General features: G+C 39.6%; 16 protein-coding genes. 7 read left to right on the plus strand and 9 right to left on the minus strand.

Going from position 1 to position 18540, the window contains the following annotated elements; translation table 11 throughout:
- Positions 1-5 precede the first annotated feature (5 nt).
- The 3 genes from agaF to agp all read left to right on the plus strand — a co-directional run bounded on the left by agaF (position 6) and on the right by agp (position 2963).
- Positions 6-443 (plus strand): PTS galactosamine/N-acetylgalactosamine transporter subunit IIA, encoded by a 438-nt coding sequence (gene agaF, locus J3U74_RS06885; protein ID WP_220218663.1) that lies wholly within the window; start codon positions 6-8, stop codon positions 441-443.
- A complete protein-coding gene (gene nagA / locus J3U74_RS06890; protein ID WP_220218662.1) occupies positions 433-1590 on the plus strand; it encodes an N-acetylglucosamine-6-phosphate deacetylase in 1158 nt (385 codons plus the stop codon). The genes agaF and nagA overlap by 11 nt, the downstream gene beginning before the upstream one ends.
- A 113-nt stretch (positions 1591-1703) precedes the next feature.
- Complete coding sequence (agp, locus tag J3U74_RS06895) at positions 1704-2963, plus strand: bifunctional glucose-1-phosphatase/inositol phosphatase (protein ID WP_267329618.1); 1260 nt, start codon at positions 1704-1706, stop codon at positions 2961-2963.
- 123 nt (positions 2964-3086) lie between these two features.
- Here the strand turns inward: agp and J3U74_RS06900 are convergent, their stop codons facing one another.
- The 8 genes from J3U74_RS06900 to gatA all read right to left on the minus strand — a co-directional run bounded on the left by J3U74_RS06900 (position 3087) and on the right by gatA (position 9928).
- On the minus strand, positions 3087-3749 hold the full coding sequence (locus tag J3U74_RS06900) for an HAD-IA family hydrolase (RefSeq protein WP_267329617.1): 663 nt from the start codon (positions 3747-3749) through the stop codon (positions 3087-3089).
- Position 3750: 1 nt separating this feature from the next.
- The gene (locus J3U74_RS06905; protein ID WP_267329616.1) at positions 3751-4605 is read right to left on the minus strand and encodes a tagatose bisphosphate family class II aldolase; all 855 of its coding nucleotides are present in this window, start codon (positions 4603-4605) and stop codon (positions 3751-3753) included.
- A gap of 26 nt (positions 4606-4631) precedes the next feature.
- Positions 4632-5570 carry a tagatose-6-phosphate kinase gene (gene lacC / locus J3U74_RS06910; RefSeq protein WP_267329615.1) on the minus strand — a complete coding sequence of 313 codons (939 nt, stop codon included), beginning with the start codon at positions 5568-5570 and terminating at the stop codon, positions 4632-4634.
- Between the two features lie 205 nt (positions 5571-5775).
- Positions 5776-6549 (minus strand): DeoR/GlpR family DNA-binding transcription regulator, encoded by a 774-nt coding sequence (locus J3U74_RS06915; protein ID WP_267329614.1) that lies wholly within the window; start codon positions 6547-6549, stop codon positions 5776-5778.
- Between the two features lie 93 nt (positions 6550-6642).
- Positions 6643-7686 carry an alcohol dehydrogenase catalytic domain-containing protein gene (locus J3U74_RS06920; protein WP_220218656.1) on the minus strand — a complete coding sequence of 348 codons (1044 nt, stop codon included), beginning with the start codon at positions 7684-7686 and terminating at the stop codon, positions 6643-6645.
- 96 nt (positions 7687-7782) lie between these two features.
- Positions 7783-9168, minus strand: a complete 1386-nt coding sequence (locus J3U74_RS06925) for a PTS galactitol transporter subunit IIC (RefSeq protein ID WP_267329613.1) — start codon at positions 9166-9168, stop codon at positions 7783-7785.
- A gap of 4 nt (positions 9169-9172) precedes the next feature.
- Complete coding sequence (gene gatB / locus J3U74_RS06930) at positions 9173-9445, minus strand: PTS galactitol transporter subunit IIB (protein WP_267329638.1); 273 nt, start codon at positions 9443-9445, stop codon at positions 9173-9175.
- Between the two features lie 30 nt (positions 9446-9475).
- Positions 9476-9928, minus strand: a complete 453-nt coding sequence (gene gatA / locus J3U74_RS06935; RefSeq protein ID WP_267329612.1) for a PTS galactitol transporter subunit IIA — start codon at positions 9926-9928, stop codon at positions 9476-9478.
- A 293-nt stretch (positions 9929-10221) separates the two neighbouring features.
- Here gatA and gntK point away from each other — a divergent pair, with 293 nt between their 5' ends.
- The gene (gntK, locus tag J3U74_RS06940; protein WP_267329611.1) at positions 10222-10752 is read left to right on the plus strand and encodes a gluconokinase; all 531 of its coding nucleotides are present in this window, start codon (positions 10222-10224) and stop codon (positions 10750-10752) included.
- 46 nt (positions 10753-10798) lie between these two features.
- Positions 10799-12604: a phosphogluconate dehydratase gene (gene edd, locus J3U74_RS06945; RefSeq protein WP_267329610.1), complete on the plus strand. Its 1806-nt coding sequence runs from the start codon at positions 10799-10801 to the stop codon at positions 12602-12604.
- A 111-nt stretch (positions 12605-12715) separates the two neighbouring features.
- On the opposite strand, the gene J3U74_RS06950 is transcribed toward edd, so the two are convergent.
- Complete coding sequence (locus J3U74_RS06950; RefSeq protein WP_220218651.1) at positions 12716-14437, minus strand: thiamine pyrophosphate-dependent enzyme; 1722 nt, start codon at positions 14435-14437, stop codon at positions 12716-12718.
- A 288-nt stretch (positions 14438-14725) separates the two neighbouring features.
- On the opposite strand from J3U74_RS06950, the gene J3U74_RS06955 reads away from it, so the two are divergent.
- A complete protein-coding gene (locus tag J3U74_RS06955) occupies positions 14726-16567 on the plus strand; it encodes an SLC13 family permease (protein ID WP_416379787.1) in 1842 nt (613 codons plus the stop codon).
- A 1003-nt stretch (positions 16568-17570) separates the two neighbouring features.
- Positions 17571-18527, plus strand: a complete 957-nt coding sequence (fmt, locus tag J3U74_RS06960; RefSeq protein WP_267329608.1) for a methionyl-tRNA formyltransferase — start codon at positions 17571-17573, stop codon at positions 18525-18527.
- Positions 18528-18540 lie beyond the last annotated feature (13 nt).

Raw genomic sequence — 18540 nt, forward strand, 5'->3', positions numbered from 1 at the left:
GATAAATGATAGGTGTAATTTTAACAGGTCACGGTAGCTTTGCTACCGGACTTTATCAAGCGGCTTGCCAAATTATTGGTGAACAGCCACAATTTATTGCCGTCAATTTTCCCGACGGTATGAGTAGCGAACAGTTAGAACAACAATTAAATAGCGCGTTAACACTTTGTGATAGTGGCGAAGGTGTGATATTTTTAACAGATATTGTTGGTGGCTCGCCATTTAGGCTGGCAGCAACGATAAGTTATCAATATAATAATATTGAAGTTGTCAGTGGTATTAATATGCCACTATTACTTGAAGTATTACTTCGGCGTGATGAGCTGGATTTACCCACACTCCGCCACCATACCATTGAAAACGGTAAAAATACGGTCACCAGCTTATGGCATGAACATCAAAAAAAATCGCTAACAAATAAGGAGCGTACGGATGGAATTTAAACAAATCCATGCTAAGCAAGTGTTTACACCTGTTGGTTGGCTTGATAATGCTATCGTTGACATCAAAGATGGCAAAATTATCGATATCAAGCCAAGTAACACGCCCTGTCCCAATCAATTCAAACTTATGCCGGCACTGATTGATACCCATATTCATGGCGTAATGGGTGCCGATACAATGGACGCCACTCATCAATCACTTAATACCATTAGCTCATTTTTAGCCAGCCACGGCGTCGGTGCATTTTTGGCGACAACAGTGACAGAAAGCCATGAAAAGATTGAAGCGGCGTTAGTTCAAGTCAAAGAGAGTATTAAACAGGGAGTCGCTGGCGCCACCATACTAGGTTCTTATTTAGAAGGTCCTTTCTTTAATGCCGTTCATAAAGGCGCACATCCGGAAGAACTTTTACAAGCCCCCGACCGTGAACTTATTGAAAAGTGGCTTAAGTTAGCTGACGGCACACTAAAATGTATTGCGCTGGCGCCGGAATACCCAAGCGCCTTACCGATTATTAAATGGTTATGTAGTCAAAATATCCGAGTCATGATTGGTCACACTAATGCCGATTATGAAACTACTAAAGCGGCACTTTTAGCCGGCGCCAGTGGTGTTGTACATTGCTATAACGGCATGTCCGGTTTGCATCACCGTAATCCGGGTGTGGTCGGTGCGGCACTGAGCATTGATAATTGCCAAACCGAAATCATTGTTGACGGTCATCATGTGCATCCGGCAGCGGTTAGCATTGCACATAAGTGTTGCGGTCACAATCTGCTATTAATTACCGACGCCATGCGAGCAACCGGAATGCCAAACGGCGATTACTATTTAGGTCAATTACCCGTGCACATGGAAAACGATGTAGTGCGAACTCAAGACGGTAGTTTAGCTGGCAGTACCTTAACGCTCGATCGGGCGGTGAATAATCTTGCCAACTTTACCCGTATTACCTTTGAGCAAGCTTGGCTCCATGGTAGCCATTATCCGGCAAAAGCATTAGGCATTGATAATCAGTTAGGTACTATTGCGGTCAATAAAGTGGCTAATTTAGTGCTGCTTAATGAACAAAATCAAGTTACTGCAACCATGGTAAATGGCAATTTTGTCTATCAAACCGAGCAATTTAAAAGCCAATATCAATGACCAAACCCGATGCACAGCAAAGCTTAAATAAAAGGAATTAAACGTATTGATTAATGGTCAGCAGTTATGAACCTCATCAATTACAACATGTTATACCAGTCAAAGGAGAGCATATGAAAAAAATACGATTAAAAGGCGTGTTAGCTTTAACGTGTATTTTATCTTTTTCAACTCAAGCATTAGAAACACTGAATCATTACACGTTGGAACAAGTGGTCGTTTTTAGCCGTCATGGTTTACGAGCCCCCTTAGCCAGTCCCAATAGTACTTTGGGCAAAGTCACCCCTAATCAGTGGCCACAGTGGGATACCCCGGCAAGTTACCTCACCACTCGTGGTGGGGTGTTAGAGAGCTATTTTGGTCATTATTTTAGTCAATGGTTAGCCGATAATAAGTTATTAGATCAAAAAGATTGCCCTGACCAAAACGATGTATACATCTATACCAATAGCCTACAACGCACTATCGCAACCGGACAATATTTTGCGGTTGGTGCCTTTCCTGGCTGCAACGTGCCTGTTGTGCATAAAGAAACCTTAGGCACAATGGATCCGCTATTTTTCCCGGTGATCAGCGATGATAGCGCTGAATTTAAACAATCGGCGATTAATGCCATTAATAACATTGCCGACAATGACGGTGTGAAAGGTTTAAATAACAAATTGGCTCATGCCTATCAAGACATGTCAGATATTCTAAATTATTCACAATCGCAAAATTGCCTTACCGATAAACAGTGTGATTTTTCGACTTTACCCACTAAGCTCATCATTGAAAAAGGAAAAGAGCCGGGTATCACCGGACCATTACGCACAGGCACATCGATTGCTGATGCATTTATTCTACAATACTATGAAGGCGCCCCTTTGCAAGATGTTGCATGGGGTAAAATAAAAAGTAATCAACAATTTGAACAGCTGGTTGCCATAAAAGAAAATTACAACACGGTATTATTTGGTTCACCGGTTGTTGCTAAGCAAGTTGCCACAAAGTTAGTGAACTACATCAATCAGTCGTTTAGCGAAAATGAAAATAAACCAAAATTCACTTTACTTGTAGGCCATGATTCTAATGTCGCTTCACTATTTTCAACCATAAAGATTAAACCTTATCAGCTTGCCGATCAGTTTGAAACAACGCCTATCGGTGGCAAGGTTGTCTTTCAGAAATGGCGTAACAATCAAACTGGTGAAGCGATGATGAAAATTGAATATTTTTATCAATCTACCGATCAAATTCGTCATTTAACCGAATTAAACCGACAAAACCCACCACATAAGGTGACGTTGGAAATGGAGAATTGCCCAATTAACACGCTGGGCTTTTGTGCTTTTTCAACCTTTAAACAAGCGATGAGTAAGGCAACGCAATAACCTTTAACGAGTTGAAAGTATGCATAAATTTAGCTAATTTTTGTATACTTTCAATCTAAAGACGGTTAAATCAATTGCGCTTGTGTGGAGCAAAAGCAGGTAACACCGCCGAGGATTATCTTATTAGCAAAACGTTTTTTTATTAATGATGAATTGATCGCTACCTGTGATTTTTTCAACAATCAGATCATTAAAGTTATCGATAGTTAGCTGGGCATGATGATTAATCAAATTAGACGTATTAACACCAATCACCTGACAATTAGCCTTATTTGCTGACTCAATGCCCGCAGCGGAATCTTCAAAAACAATACACGAACTGGCAGCTAAACCTAATAGTTTTGCGCCTTGCAAATAGCCGTCCGGCGCTGGTTTGGTGTTAGCTACCATTTCGCCGGTGATAAATACCGGCGGTTTGGCAACCTGTAGCAAACTAAATCTTGCTTCAGCCACAATTTTAGTGCCGGAAGTAACAATCCCCCAAGGGATATTCATTGATGATAATAGCTGCAGAAAATCGCTTGCGCCCGGTATTTCATCAATCCCTTGTACATCATTTGACTCTAATTGCTCCATCCAATGATATTCTTGCTCAATCAAACTAGCGGGTTGATCAGGTAAAAACAGCTCAATATTATCGATAGCTTTACGCCCATGAATGGTTGTTAATACCTGAGTGGCATCTAAATGATGCCGCTGAGCAAATTTCAACCAGCAGCGTTCAACTGCCGGTAGAGAGTTCACCAAAGTTCCATCTAAATCAAACAAAATACCTTTAGCTTTCATATTATAATTTACCTGCACTTCCACAAATACGGATTTTATCTTCCACAATTTTCGTCATTGCCAGTTTAGCTGGTTGCATGTAGTGCCTTGGATCGTTAGCATCCGGTTGCGCTTGAAAGTATTGTTTCAACGCATCTGAAAAAGCAATTTTTAATTCAGTTGCCACATTCACTTTACAGATACCTAATGAAATCGATTTTTTCACCATTGCTTCAGGTATTCCCGAAGCGCCATGCAACACCAATGGAATGGTAACTTTTTCGCGTATTTTGGCTAATCGATCAAAATCCAATTTAGGCTCACCTTTATACATCCCATGAGCGGATCCAATTGCCACCGCTAAAGAATCGATACCAGTGCGCTCGACATATTCCCTTGCCGCATCCGGATCGGTAAAGGCACTGTCTTTATCATCTACGATAAGATCGTCTTCTTGCCCGCCCAGACGCCCTAATTCAGCTTCAACACTGGCATTAAATTTATGACTAAATTCGACCATTTTACGCACAATGTCAATATTTTCTTCAAAGGGATGATGTGAAGCATCGATCATAATTGAACGAATGCCGCCGGCAATTTTGGCTTGAATATCATCGACATCTTCATGGTGATCAAGATGCAAAGCAAACGGGAAATGCTTAATTTGGGCTGCTGTTTTACAAATATTGATTAAATACTCTGTGCCGGCATAACGATAAGTGCCGGGGGTGGCGGCTAATATAACCGGCGACTGCAACTGTTTTGCGGTATCAACCACAACTTGAATTGTTTCAAGATTATGAATATTAAATGCCGGAACAGCATAATTTTCACGTTGCGCTTTTTTTAACATCTCTTGACTTGAAATAAGATACATAATAACTCCTGAATTAATCTTGATATTTAATAAATTTGGTTAACAATAACTTGTTGAAAATAATCATCATAATTGTGCATATTCACAAACCCGGTTTGCGATTCCATGGCATTTAACATGCCCATTGTCATCGCCCGTTTGAGCATGGTTTCTATCGATTCGTTTTCATGGATACTCACCGCAAGTCCCGCTAACGTTACATCGCCAGATCCAACCGGATTGACAACATTAATTTTAGGGATTGAAACTTGATAATATTGCTGATGACAACGCGCAAAAGCACCATTTTTACCCAGTGAAATAATGATGTAAGGGATTGCATTTAGCAGTGGATGATCAACCGCCTTAATCAACGAAGCCGTATCATTTACATCAATATCCATTTGAATTATTTGTTGTAATTCATCTTTATTCGGCTTAATTAAGTAAGGTTTATGTTCAGACACCAGCGTAGCTAATAACATCTTGCCGGAGGAATCTAGCAAAACAGGAATGCCCTTTTTATTGGCGATTTGAATTAATGTGGCATAAAAATCAACCGGAAAACCTTGTGGCAGCGATCCGGAAATGGTCATCACTTTGGCTTTGTCCATTAACGTTTGATAGTGCGCTAAAAAGGCCTCCACCTCTTTTTGTCCGAGTGTTGGCCCGGATTCGAGAATTTCGGTTTGATTGCCTTCATGTAGTATTGCAATACAATTTCGTGATTCATGCTTGGTAACATAAAAATGGTAGTGGATATTGTCACTATCTAACTGTTTTTGTATATATTCACCTGTTGTACCGCCAACAATACCGGAAGCTAACACCTCGATGCCGGAAAACTTCACACCTCGTGTGACATTGAGTCCTTTACCACCAGCAGTTTTTCTAACATTGGCAACACGATTAATATCATTAATATGGAGCGTATTGAGTGGATAAGAGATATCCACGGAAGGATTCATGGTAATTGTTAATATCATATTCTCACCTACGTATTGATTGCAAAGTCATAGCATTGGGAGAAATAACAAGCTTAAATAATCAAATGAGTTCAATAGTATTAATCAACCAAATAGCCAACAACAATCCATTGCTATCATTACGTTCATTACCCAAAATCGACTATTTAGCTAAAAGATCTTTTAAGCTTTGTTCAAAAAGATACACAATCACCAGTTAAAAAATTTAAACAGCTATAAAACCAATGCCTTTTTCTTCAAATTGTTGTTTATAACTGTTATCGACATCAGTATCGGTAATTATGGTACTTAGTTTATTAAGTGGTAATACGATATTAATGCCATTTCGTCCAAATTTTGATGAATCTAAAACCGCAACAACCTGCCTTGCCGCATTAGCCATCACACTACTGATAGTGTAGCCTTCGTTAAACGTTGTTATTCCTCTTTTTGCATCTATTCCATCTGCACCCACAAACAAAATATCAGCAGAAATGCCGTCTAACGATTGCTCAGCAAGTTTTCCATGAAAAGAACGGGTCTTATGCCTCAGCGTACCACCACACATAAATAACATAATGTCACTGTTATCCGATAAAATAAATGCAGAAGTAAGACTGTTGGTAATGACAGTGATATGCTTGAGTTTTACTAACTCTTCAGCTATCAACATTGTGGTACTACCACTATCTAAAATAATGGTATCCCCCTCTTTAACATGTTTAACTGCTTCAATTGCAATGCGTTTTTTGGCTTCTATAAAACGTTGATAACGTTCTTCTAATTGCAACTCTTTAAATGATTTTAAATCGCCTTTACTCATGATTTTGGTTGCGCCGCCATGAAATCGAGTCAAAACCCCTTGTTTTTCCAACAAACGAAGATCTGTTCTGATTGTCACTTCCGAAACATCATATTGTCCTGATAAATCACTAACCAAAACAGTTCCTTTCGTATTAAGAAGTTCGACTATTTGTTGACGTCTTTCACTTGCATTCATAATATTTCCTTTTTCGAAAATTTTTCAGCAGTGTATAACAAACAAAATCAAAAGATAAGCGCTCATTTTTATTGGCTGATTTAAATCAGATAATTACATGCAATTTAATAAAATCTTACCGTTCATTGGATGACCGTTTAACGCACTAACTTGCTGAGTAAATTCATCAAAATCCCCCACCCCAGCAATTAACTCATCAAGCCTGATTTTACCGTCAACAAAAAACTGACTAACGAGTTGCCACTCTTTGCCAGGCCATGGTGCTGAGTAATTCATCCAGCTACCTAAAATCTCAAGCTCTTTGCGTAAAATCATTCCGAACGTTTTTTCTGAAAGGGTCACATCATGATGCAATGTGCCAATCAAACCGACTTTGGCTCTAGCGCCAGCTATTTCAATGGCTAAGCTTACTGTCGCTGGTGTGCCGGCGGTTTCTAATACCACCTGATCAAATCGATGTGGCATCAATGCTTCATAGATCGCCGAAGCTGTCATATTTTTTGAGTGATAAACCGCATCAGCACCTAGTTTTTTAGCCAGATCTAAGCGCTCTTGATTAATATCTAATACCGCAACAAATTTAGCGCCCATCGCTTTGGCACACTGCATAGCAAGCAAACCAATGGTACCGCCGCCAACAATCACTACATTTTTATTTTGACAACCGTCAGCCAATAATAGTGCATGCATCCCAACAGTCATTGGCTCAAAAAATGCCCCTTCAATAGGGCTAACACTTTTCGGTAACTTAAAGGCATTTTTCTTATTTATGACGATATACTGTGCCAAACCGCCGGTAATTCTTGAACCAACGAAGGTGTAGTGTTTACAAAGTGAATAGTAATGTTTTTGACACTCATCACATTTAAAACAAGGCAATAAAGGTACACAAGAGATCAGATCACCAATCTCAAACTCTGTCACATCGCTGCCCATTTCGACAACCGTGCCACTAAATTCATGACCAAGTGTGATTGGGTAAAAATGTGCACCATGATGAAAAATACGTGGAATATCAGAACCGCATAACCCACAATACGCCACTTTCACCAGAATTTGATCTGGTGAAGTGATTTTGGGCATCTCAATATCTTCTACAGATAAAGTCCCCTCATCATTAACAACGACTGCTTTCATATTATTTTCCTATGTTAATAATCAAATAGGTTGCTGTTTTAACGTTCACTGGTTTAACAGTGAACGTTGCTAATTGGATTTTAAAAATTACTATTTTTATGATTTGTTCGCGCCATTATCACTTTCTACCTGTTGCTGTTTTAATAACAATTTGTATTTTTGCGCACGTTGCCAGGTCAAAAATAGGCAAAACAGGTAAAAGAGACCAATGCAGGCAAACCCGATCGGTTGTTTTAAATTAACCAGTTGAACTAAGATATAGGTAATTGGCGAACCACCTTGATCCATTGCGCCAACCGAGATGCCATTACCGGCAGTAATGGTACCGGCATTGACGGCAAGCTGAGTGGTTAATGGCACCATTTGCGTGGCAATCCATAAAGTAATAGCAATAATGATTGAACCGGAAATAATAATCCTAAACAGATTGCCTTGATGAATCGCCACACCCATTGCGATAAAAAAGCCGATAGTTGCTAAGTCACCAAAAGGAAGCACTTCATTACCGGGCAGTACAATGGCAATAAAAATACTTAATGGGATAAAAATTAAGCTGGCAGAAACAACGGTTGAATGACCCAATAATAGTGCCGGATCTAAGCCGATAAGGAAGTCTTGCCCACCAAATTTTGATTGCAGATGTTTACGCGCTTGTTTAGATATTGGGGTTAAACCGTCCATAATAGGTTTAATCACTCTTGGCATTAATAGCATGACTGCTGCGGTTTGAATCGCAAGTTGTAAAGTCTGTTTCACCCCATAACCGGCTAATACGCCTAATAAAATCCCCATAAATAAACCAACTGTGACGGGCTCGCCAAATGCGCCAAATCTTTTTTGCATATCTACCGCATTGAAATTAATCTTTCTAATGCCGGGTATTTTTTCAATCACCGCATCGACAAAAACCGCTATCGGTCCACAATAGGCCGATGTACCATGTGGCACGGCAATGCCGTCAAGCTCAAAAAAATCTTTGGTATCTTTAGCAAACCAATCCCCCAATTTATAAGCAATAATTGCATGCACAACCACGCCAGCAATGCCTAGCCAGTAAGAGCCGGTTGCAATATAAACCAGCGCCCCGCTGAAGGTCATATGCCAAATGTTCCAAATATCAACATTAACAACACGGGTTAATCTTAAAAGTAACATGGCAATGTTTACTGCAATGGCAATGGGAATGGCAACCAGCGCAATTTGCGATGCCCACGTCATAGGGGCAGCGCCAGGCCAACCAACATCGACAACATTCAAACTGATATCAAATCTTTCTGCCATAGCTTGAGCTGCCGGCCCAACTGAGCTGGTTAATAAGCCAACCACCAAACCAATACCGACAAAGCCAATCCCAATATGAATCCCGGCTTTTAATGCATCACCAATTTTCATTCTTAGCGAAAGTGAAAACAGAATAATCACAATGGGTAGCATTACAGACGGCCCCAAATCTAAGATGTACTGCATAATTTCAGTAAACATAGGTTCATCCTTTTAAAATAGACAATATTTTTGCTTTTAACTGCTCAATTCCAACGCCAGACACAAAAGGCATACCATGCACAATCGGAATATCACCAAATGTTTGATCCATTTTTGCCGTCGTACAGATCAGGTCGACATCATCAATAAAGGTATTAATTTCATTAATACGACACTGCACTAAATCGAGCTCAATATTATTTTCATTACATAGCTCTTTTATCTCTTCTGCTGCTAAAGTTGACGTCGCAACAGCGCCACCACATGCAACAATAATCTTTTTTTTTCATAATGCCTCCTAAACAACTTATTGATTAAATATCACTTCATTAAAACGTTCGGTAACTTCGTCTTGCGAGCGATTTAATAAAAAGTGATAAAATTCTTTATCTTGTAAATGGGTAAAAAGTGCTTTTAACAGTGATAGTTGATCAGCCGGTGAAGTCACTACCAATGAAATAATCAATGAAACATCAACGGTGCCATCGTCATCTGCACGTTGAAATGAAACCGGAGATTGGGTGCGAAGAATAAAAATCGCAGGACTGTTAGCATGCTCAGCTTCACAATGTGGAATCGCCACTGCATAGCCATCGAGCAAAATACCGGTTGGATATAATGCTTCCCGATCAAGTAAAGCTTTCAAATGGCTCTGTTTGACAATCCCTTTTTTTTGTAACTGTTGACTTAAATAAGTCAGTAAGGCTAACTCATTGTCAAATTTAAGATTGTCTTCGAAAAGAAGCTGACATTTATTCATATTTACTCTCCATTTTTTATCTTTTTGATATTACGTTTTAGGTTATTACTTTCGAAAACAAAAACAATATCGAAAGATTAAATACTTTCGAAATAAAAAACAAATAGGATTTTATATTTTTGTGATCGAAATCTATTTTTTAAAATAAAGTTAAGATCCCAAATCGGGATAAAAACCTTTACCCAAAACAAAGTATGATCCAGATCACAAAATCAACTTTTTTGAATTGCAATAACGGATTAAAATGTCAAAATGTTACCCGTAACAACATGGGAGCAAATTAAGGACAAGTAATGACGAAAAATAATAAACATGTTTTTGTTTTAATGGGGGTATCGGGTAGTGGTAAATCAGCAGTTGCCAAACAAGTAGCCTATAATCTTGACGCCGCTTTTTTAGACGGTGATTTTTTACATCCGAAAGCCAATATCTTAAAAATGCGCAGCGGTACGCCGTTAAATGATCAAGACCGTATGCCATGGCTTGAACTAATCAGTAATGCTGCCTTTGCGATGAGTAATGTTAATGATGTGTCGTTAATTATCTGTTCATCCTTGAAACGACAATATCGGGACATTATTCGTGGCGAAAATGAAAATGTTCATTTTATCTATCTAAAAGGCAGTTTCGATGTGATTGCTAAGCGACTTGCTGAGCGTAAAGGGCATTATCAAAAAGCCGGCATGTTGCAATCACAATTTGATACGCTCGAAGAGCCCGATCAAGATGAGAAAGATGTTTACACGGTCGATATCGAACAATCATTAGACGGGGTGGTTAACGATACTGAACAAGTGATTTGTTCAATTTGCCAAGGTCAGTAACATATAAAAATTAATAACAAGAATAAAGATAGTCCAAGAGGTTAATGTGAATCCTACCGTTGAAGCTGTAACACAACGTATTATTGAACGATCGAAAGCTTCTCGTGAAGCTTATTTGCAAAAAATTGAGCAGGCGATGCAACATAACGTAAACAGAGCCAAATTGCCATGTAGCAATCTGGCGCATGGTTTTGCCGCCTGCTGTGCGGATGAAAAAAACGATTTAAAAAATATTTTAAAAAGTAATATTGGTATTATTAGTGCCTATAACGATATGCTCTCAGCGCATAAACCCTATGAGTTTTATCCGGAGCAAATACGTAAAGCGCTACACCAAGCCGGGGCAGTTGGGCAAATGGCTGGGGGTGTGCCGGCTATGTGTGATGGGGTAACGCAAGGCGAACCGGGCATGGAACTGTCTTTAATGAGTCGAGATGTGATTGCCATGTCGGTTGCTGTCGGTCTGTCACATAACATGTTTGACGGAGCATTGTATTTAGGGATCTGCGATAAAATCGTACCGGGTTTATTGGTTGGGGCTTTAACATTTGGTCACTTACCGGCAATTTTTATTCCAGCCGGACCGATGCCGTCAGGACTATCAAATAAAGAAAAAGTTCGCATTCGTCAGCTTTATTCGGAAGGGAAAGCATCACGTGAAGATCTGTTAGAATCTGAGTCAGCCTCTTATCATACCAGTGGCACATGTACCTTTTATGGCACAGCCAATAGTAATCAAATGGTTATTGAGTTAATGGGATTACATTTGCCGGGGGCGGCATTTGTTCATCCTCAAACGGCATTAAGAACGGAGCTGACTAACGCCGCTGCTAAACAGATAACTCGCCTTACTCACCAATCCGGTCACTATCTGCCTGTTGGTAAAATGGTTGATGAAAAAGTGATTGTTAATGGCTTAGTTGCGCTATTAGCCACCGGTGGCTCGACCAATTTAACCATGCATATTGTCGCTATGGCAAAAGCGGCTGGGATTATGATTAATTGGGATGATATCTCCGATCTATCAACGGTCGTTCCATTACTTTGCCGTATCTATCCAAACGGACCGGCCGATATCAATTATTTTCAAGCAGCGGGTGGCACAGCATTATTAGTTAGAGAGCTATTAGCTGGCGGTTTACTCCATGAAGATGTTGAAACAGTGGCCGGCCGCGGTCTTAGCCGGTATACCAAAGAGCCAATTTTAGACAATGGCAAACTGGTATTTCGTGAAGGACCAACGCAATCATTAGATGAATCAGTGATTGCCTCCATTAAAAAACCGTTCCACTCGCATGGTGGCTTAAAAGTGCTGTCCGGTAATCTAGGACGAGCAATTATGAAAACGTCAGCGGTTGCCGCTGAGCATCAAATTATTGAAGCACCTGCGGTTATTTTTAACAGCCAATATGATTTAGATGCGCAGTATAAAGCCGGAAAGTTAAATAAAGATTGTGTCGTTGTCGTGCGCTTTCAAGGACCCAAAGCCATTGGTATGCCGGAACTGCACAAACTGATCACCCCGCTTGGCGTACTGCAAGATCGGGGTTATAAAGTGGCACTGGTCACCGACGGTCGATTATCCGGCGCTTCCGGTAAAGTCCCAGCAGCAATCCATGTAACGCCGGAAGCTTATGACGGTGGATTGTTAAGTAAAGTACAACCGGGCGATAAGATTCGAGTCAATGGGCTAACCGGTGAGCTTACGCTACTGGTCGATGAAGCTGAGCTTGCTAAGCGGCAACCTGATCCATTTGATTTGCGTGATTCTCATCAAGGTTATGGGCGGGAGCTATTTACTGTTCTTCGTGAAAATTTAACCTCAGCTGAACAAGGCGCTGTTAGCTTTTAAAGCAATTATTCTGCCGCATAAAGCGGCAGAGTCTTTTTTTCAAGGTTGCGACTGAACATCACTAACAGCAATAATGGTTAATCAAAATTAGCGATAATAGAATCTTAAACGTTATTTTTTAATGAAATTATCGACCAATAAGTGCACCACATCCCCCATTTTACCACTTAATGAAGCTTTGACACTGTAAAGTGCCATACCCATAACTTGTGAGGCTTTGATCTCTGGTGGCATAACTAATTCATTGGCGCTGGTTTTAACATCTAATAGCGCCGGCCCTGGATGCGATAAGAATGATTGCACCGCCGCTTCTAATAAATCAGAACGATCAACACTAATCGAGAATAAGCCCATGGCAGCGGCCACTTTAGCAAAGTCGGGATTTTTCAAATCAGTATAGTGGTCAACCAGCCCTTCGGATTTTTGTTCCAGTTCAACAAAGTTAAGAGAACCATTATTTAATACAATAACTTTAATCGGTAGATTTTCTTGAATGGTGGTTAACAGATCGCCCATTAACATACTAATCCCGCCGTCGCCGGATAAGGTGATAACTTGACGATTAGGAAACGCTTTTTGTACCCCTAAAGCCTGCGGCATCGCATTGGCCATGGTGCCATGTTTCAAGCTTATTACCGTGCGCCTTTTACCATTGGTATTAAAATGTCGGCTAGCCCAAACCATTGGCGATCCGACATCAGCGCATAGTACCGCATCATCAGAAGCATATTTATCAACTAATTCAGTTAAATATTGAGGATGTATGGTCGATTTTGACGCAATCGACTTTTTATTTAATTTCGCCATCGATTTTACATATAACTCACGGCATCTTTCTAAAAATGCCGCATCGTGTTTTTCATCGATTAAAGGCGTTAAGGCCGCTAACGTTGGTTGACTGCTACCAACTACCCCAATATTTACCGGATGACGGCGACCAAGATGTGTTGCATCAATATCAACTTGAATGAGTATTGCATTATCGGGATAAAATTGTGACCAGGCAAAATCAACCCCTATCATTAAAAGTACATCACACTCTTTAATCGCTGTTGCACCTGACTCAACGCCAAACATACCTGTCATACCGACATTATACGGGTTGTTATATTCGACAAAATCTTTCGCTCTTGAGGTATGTATAATCGGCGATTTTAATTTTTCTGCCAGCCCAATAAGCTCATCATGCGCTTCATGCACACCTTGTCCGGCGAAGATCGCAACTTTATCATGTTTGTTCAACACTTCCGCAATTTGCGCAAGCTCTCTATCTGACGGGCGAATAATCGGTTTAGGGTGGTAGATCTTATGCCCGCTGTTATCTTCCACTTTTTCTAAACTAATATTATACGGAATAACTAAAACAGCCACCCCACGTTGATTAATCGCCGCTTGAATTGCCGCAGTGGTGATTTGTCTTGCTTGAGTTGGATCACTAATTTCCTGACAAAATACCGAACAATTTTTATAAACCGCCTCAAAGTCAACTTCCTGCGGAAAATCGTTATTTTGCTGGGATGTGACCAGTTGGCTGGCTAATAAAATTACCGGCACTTTGTTACGCTGAGCTTCGTAAATGCCATTGATAAAATGTAAACTCCCCGGACCACATGAACCGGCACAGGCAGTGATTTGATCGGTTAAATAAGCCTCTGCCCCCGCCGCAAAAGCACCAACCTCTTCATGCCGAACATGTACCCACTGAATATCACTTTTTTTAATCGCATTAGTAATTTGGTTTAATGTATCACCCACAATACCATAGCAATTTTTAACCCCTGCTTCAGTAAGCACATCAACGATAATTTGGGCTACTGTTTTTTTTGATGACATATTGTCTCCTAAAGATGACTTATTAATGGGATGACTCAAATTGATTAAATTATACCCAACTTTAACCAAAGCAAATAGGAGAAATGAAAAAAAGCAAAAAATGTTAAAAATGTCATTATTTTGCTAATTAAAACATCATAAACTTTATTGAGGTATATTCCCTATTACAATAAATCAAGGTATTATGTCTAAAATCCATTCGACATTATAGAGCTACTTTTCGTGGAACATTTGTCATCCGGGCAAAATTTTTTAACATCTATCACTGCATTTTTGCCTAATTATATCATCGAATATTACCCATTAATCACTGTTTGTCTTTTGCTATTTATTGCCATTTTGATGTTTTCATTTAGTAAACTGAGAATGGATATAATTGCATTATTGACTATTGCCGCTATCACAACAACTGGCGTATTAACGCCTGCCGAAGCCTTATCCGGCTTTAGTGACCCCAATATTATTTTAATTGCATTACTGTTTGTTATTGGTGAAAGCCTTGTTCGAACGGGCATATCTTTTAAAATGAGCGAATATATTTTAAAAGTATCCGGTAAAAATGATATTCGGATTATTACCTTTATTATGCTGGGCGCTGCGTTACTTGGGTCAATAATGAGCTCAACAGGCGTTGTGGCGATTTTTATTCCGGTTGCAATTAGTATTGCCAATCATACCGGCATCCATGTTAAAAAATTAATGATGCCATTATGTATTGCCGCCTTAATTAGTGGCATGATGACGCTGGTAGCGACTGCACCTAATTTGGTGGTCAATAGTGAACTGAGCCGGGCAAATTTAACGGAATTTGGCTTTTTCTCAATCACCCCTATCGGTTTAGGTGTTTTAGTCGTCGGAGTGATTTACTGTTTATTGACCCGAAATTGGTTACTCACCTCAGAACAAGTGACCCCAACTAATACCCAACCACAAAGACGAAGAATTACCGATTTAATTCGAGATTACAAATTAATTGGCCGGGCACACCGAGCACAAATATTAGCCGGCTCGCCTTTTGTTGGTCGCACAATTGACGGACTCCATTTGCGTAGTGAGCATGGGGTCAATGTGATTGGGGTTGAGCGTTGGCGAAAATTTCAAAAGGTCTTAATTCCGGTTAACGGATCGACCGAATTTCGCGAAAACGATATTTTATTACTCGACATGTCACACTCTGAAGCCGATTACCGAACATTTTTAAACACCAATAATCTTGAGCCTAAAGTTTTACGCGGTGAATACTTTTCCGAACAGGTTAAAGAGGTCGGCATGGCTGAAGTGGCACTGTTACCTGAATCATCACTGTGCGGCAAAACCCTTAACGAAATTGATTTTAGAGGAAAATATTTTCTCACCGTTATCGGTATTTGGCGCAACCATGCACCGGTTGAAACCAACAACTTATTTCAGGAACGCTTAGAAATGAGCGACACCTTATTGGTATGTGGTGATTGGGGATCAATTCAAAAACTGCAAACTCGTACCAGCGATTTTGTTGTATTGGATTACCCTTCTGATATTGATGATGTTGCGCCAGCCAGTTCACAAGCTTATGCGGCTTTAATCAATCTGGCGATTATGATCATATTAATGGTGACCGGCATTGTGCCAAATGTGGTTGCTGCGCTAATTGCATGTTTATTAATGGGCGCAACTCGCTGTATTGATATGGCCAATGCCTATAAATCCATACACTGGCCAACACTGATTTTAATCATCGGTATGATGCCTTTTGCCGTCGCGTTAAATAAAACCGGTGGTATATCACTTATATCAGCATGGTTAGAGGTTCACCTAAAATCGTTTGGCCCTTATATGGTGCTGACATTTATCTTCTTACTGTGTTCAACAGTCGGATTATTTATCTCCAACACAGCAACCGCCATTTTAATTGCGCCTATCGCCATTGATCTGGCTATAAAATTTGGTTACTCGCCTTATCCATTTGCCATGACAGTTGCGATAGCAACATCAGCATCATTTATTACACCGGTCTCCTCGCCAATCAAAACAATGGTTGTCGCCCCCGGTGGATACAGTTTTGGCGATTTTGTTAAAGTGGGCGTACCGTTAACTTTCTTAGTCATGGCGGTCAATATTGCTTTAGTACCGATATTCTTCCCGTTTTAGTCGATTGGGGATTTTGCTTAAAATCCCCCTGTTTGGGAACGGCTTAAGGCACATATCATCTTCGAGCGCTGAAGATTAACTCAATTTAATCAAGCTTTGGCGCCAGTTAGCTTTATAAAAAGCGGAAAATTTCTGTCAAGAAGTTTCAGAAAATACATACGTTTAAGTAAAAAATATAATCTTTAATTTTAAAAAAGATAAGGATGCAATTTCATACCGAAAACCAACAAAGATCAATCCCGTTAAACGGCTTGATTAAAACAGATAAGACTTAAATTGGCTTTTTATAAAGTCAGAAAATCTTGTCAAGAAGTTTCAGAAAATATATACGTTTAAGTAAAAAATATAATCTTTAATTTTTATAAAGCGATAAGGACGAAATCTCATAACGAAATCCAACAAAGATCAATCTCGTTAAACGGCTTAATTAAAACAAATAAGATTTAAATTGGCTTTTTATAAAGCCAGAAAATTTTGTCAAGAAGTTTCAGAAAATATATATGTTTAAGTAAAAAATATAATCTTTAATTTTTATAAAGCGATAAGGACGAAATCTCATAACGAAAACCGATAAAGAAAAATCCCGTTAAACGGCTTAATTAAAACAGATAAGATTTAAATTGGCTTTTTATAAAGCCAGAAAATCTTGTTAAGAAGTTTCAGAAAATGTATACGTTTAAGTAAAAAACTATAATCTTTTTTAAAAAGAGATAAGGATGTAATCTCATACCGAAAACTAACAAAGATAAATTCCACTAAACAACTTAATTAAAACAGATAAGACTTAAATTGGCTTTTTATAAAGCCAGAAATTCTTGTCAAGAAGTTTCAGAAAATGTATACGTTTCAGTATAAAAACGGATAATCTTTAGTTTTTTAAAATGATAGTCAGTTTATGCCATAACGGCTTATCTGGTTAATCAAGCTATTTTTTAAATTAAAGATTCTGACTTAAATTTCCAGTATAATCGCTGTAATTTTTTCGATGATGGATATGATACTTATGCCTAATGCCACTAAACCACTTAATATCATTTTTGCCGGAACACCGGAATTTGCCGCCACCCATTTAAAGGCGCTGATTGAGGCTAACTACAATGTGATAGCGGTTTTTACTCAACCTGATCGCCCGGCTGGTCGAGGAAATAAATTAACGGCAAGCCCGGTAAAACAATTAGCGATTGAACATAATCTTGCTGTTTATCAACCGGCAACACTGAAAACCGAAGAAAATCAGAAATTAATACAACAGCTTAATGCAGATATTATGATTGTTGTGGCTTATGGACTTATTTTGCCACAAGCGGTGCTTGATATGCCAAAATTAGGTTGCTTAAATGTACATGGATCTTTGTTACCAAGGTGGCGTGGCGCGGCACCTATCCAACGAGCTTGTTGGGCAGGCGATACCCAAACAGGTATTACCATTATGCAAATGGATGCCGGGCTTGATACGGGCGATATGTTGTATAAATTGGCATGCCCGATTGAAGCAACCGATACCAGCGCTTCATTATATGACAAGTTGGCAAAATTAGGTCCGCAAGGGTTGCTTGAAACCTTGACATTAATCAGTGAAGGGAAAACGCAACCCGAAAAACAAGATGAATCACAAGCCACTTATGCGCAAAAGTTATCAAAACAAGAAGCTAAACTGGATTGGAATTTATCGGCTCAACAGCTCGAACGCTGCATACGAGCGTTTAATCCATGGCCGGTCAGTTATTTTGAAGTTAACGGCGAGACGGTTAAAATATGGCAAGCTCAAGTGATTGCCACATCACACAACAAACCAGCTGGCACTATTTTACAAGCGGATAAAACAGGCATATGCGTCGCCACCAGTGACGGCGCATTAAATATGACACTGTTACAGCCAGCCGGTAAAAAACCAATGGCTGCTCAAGATCTGCTAAACTCTCGCAAAGCGTGGTTTACTGTTGGCGAAAAGCTCAACTAAACGTCACTTATCA

It is taken from the genome of Gilliamella sp. B3892, from assembly GCF_026536305.1.
GTDB lineage: Bacteria > Pseudomonadota > Gammaproteobacteria > Enterobacterales > Orbaceae > Gilliamella.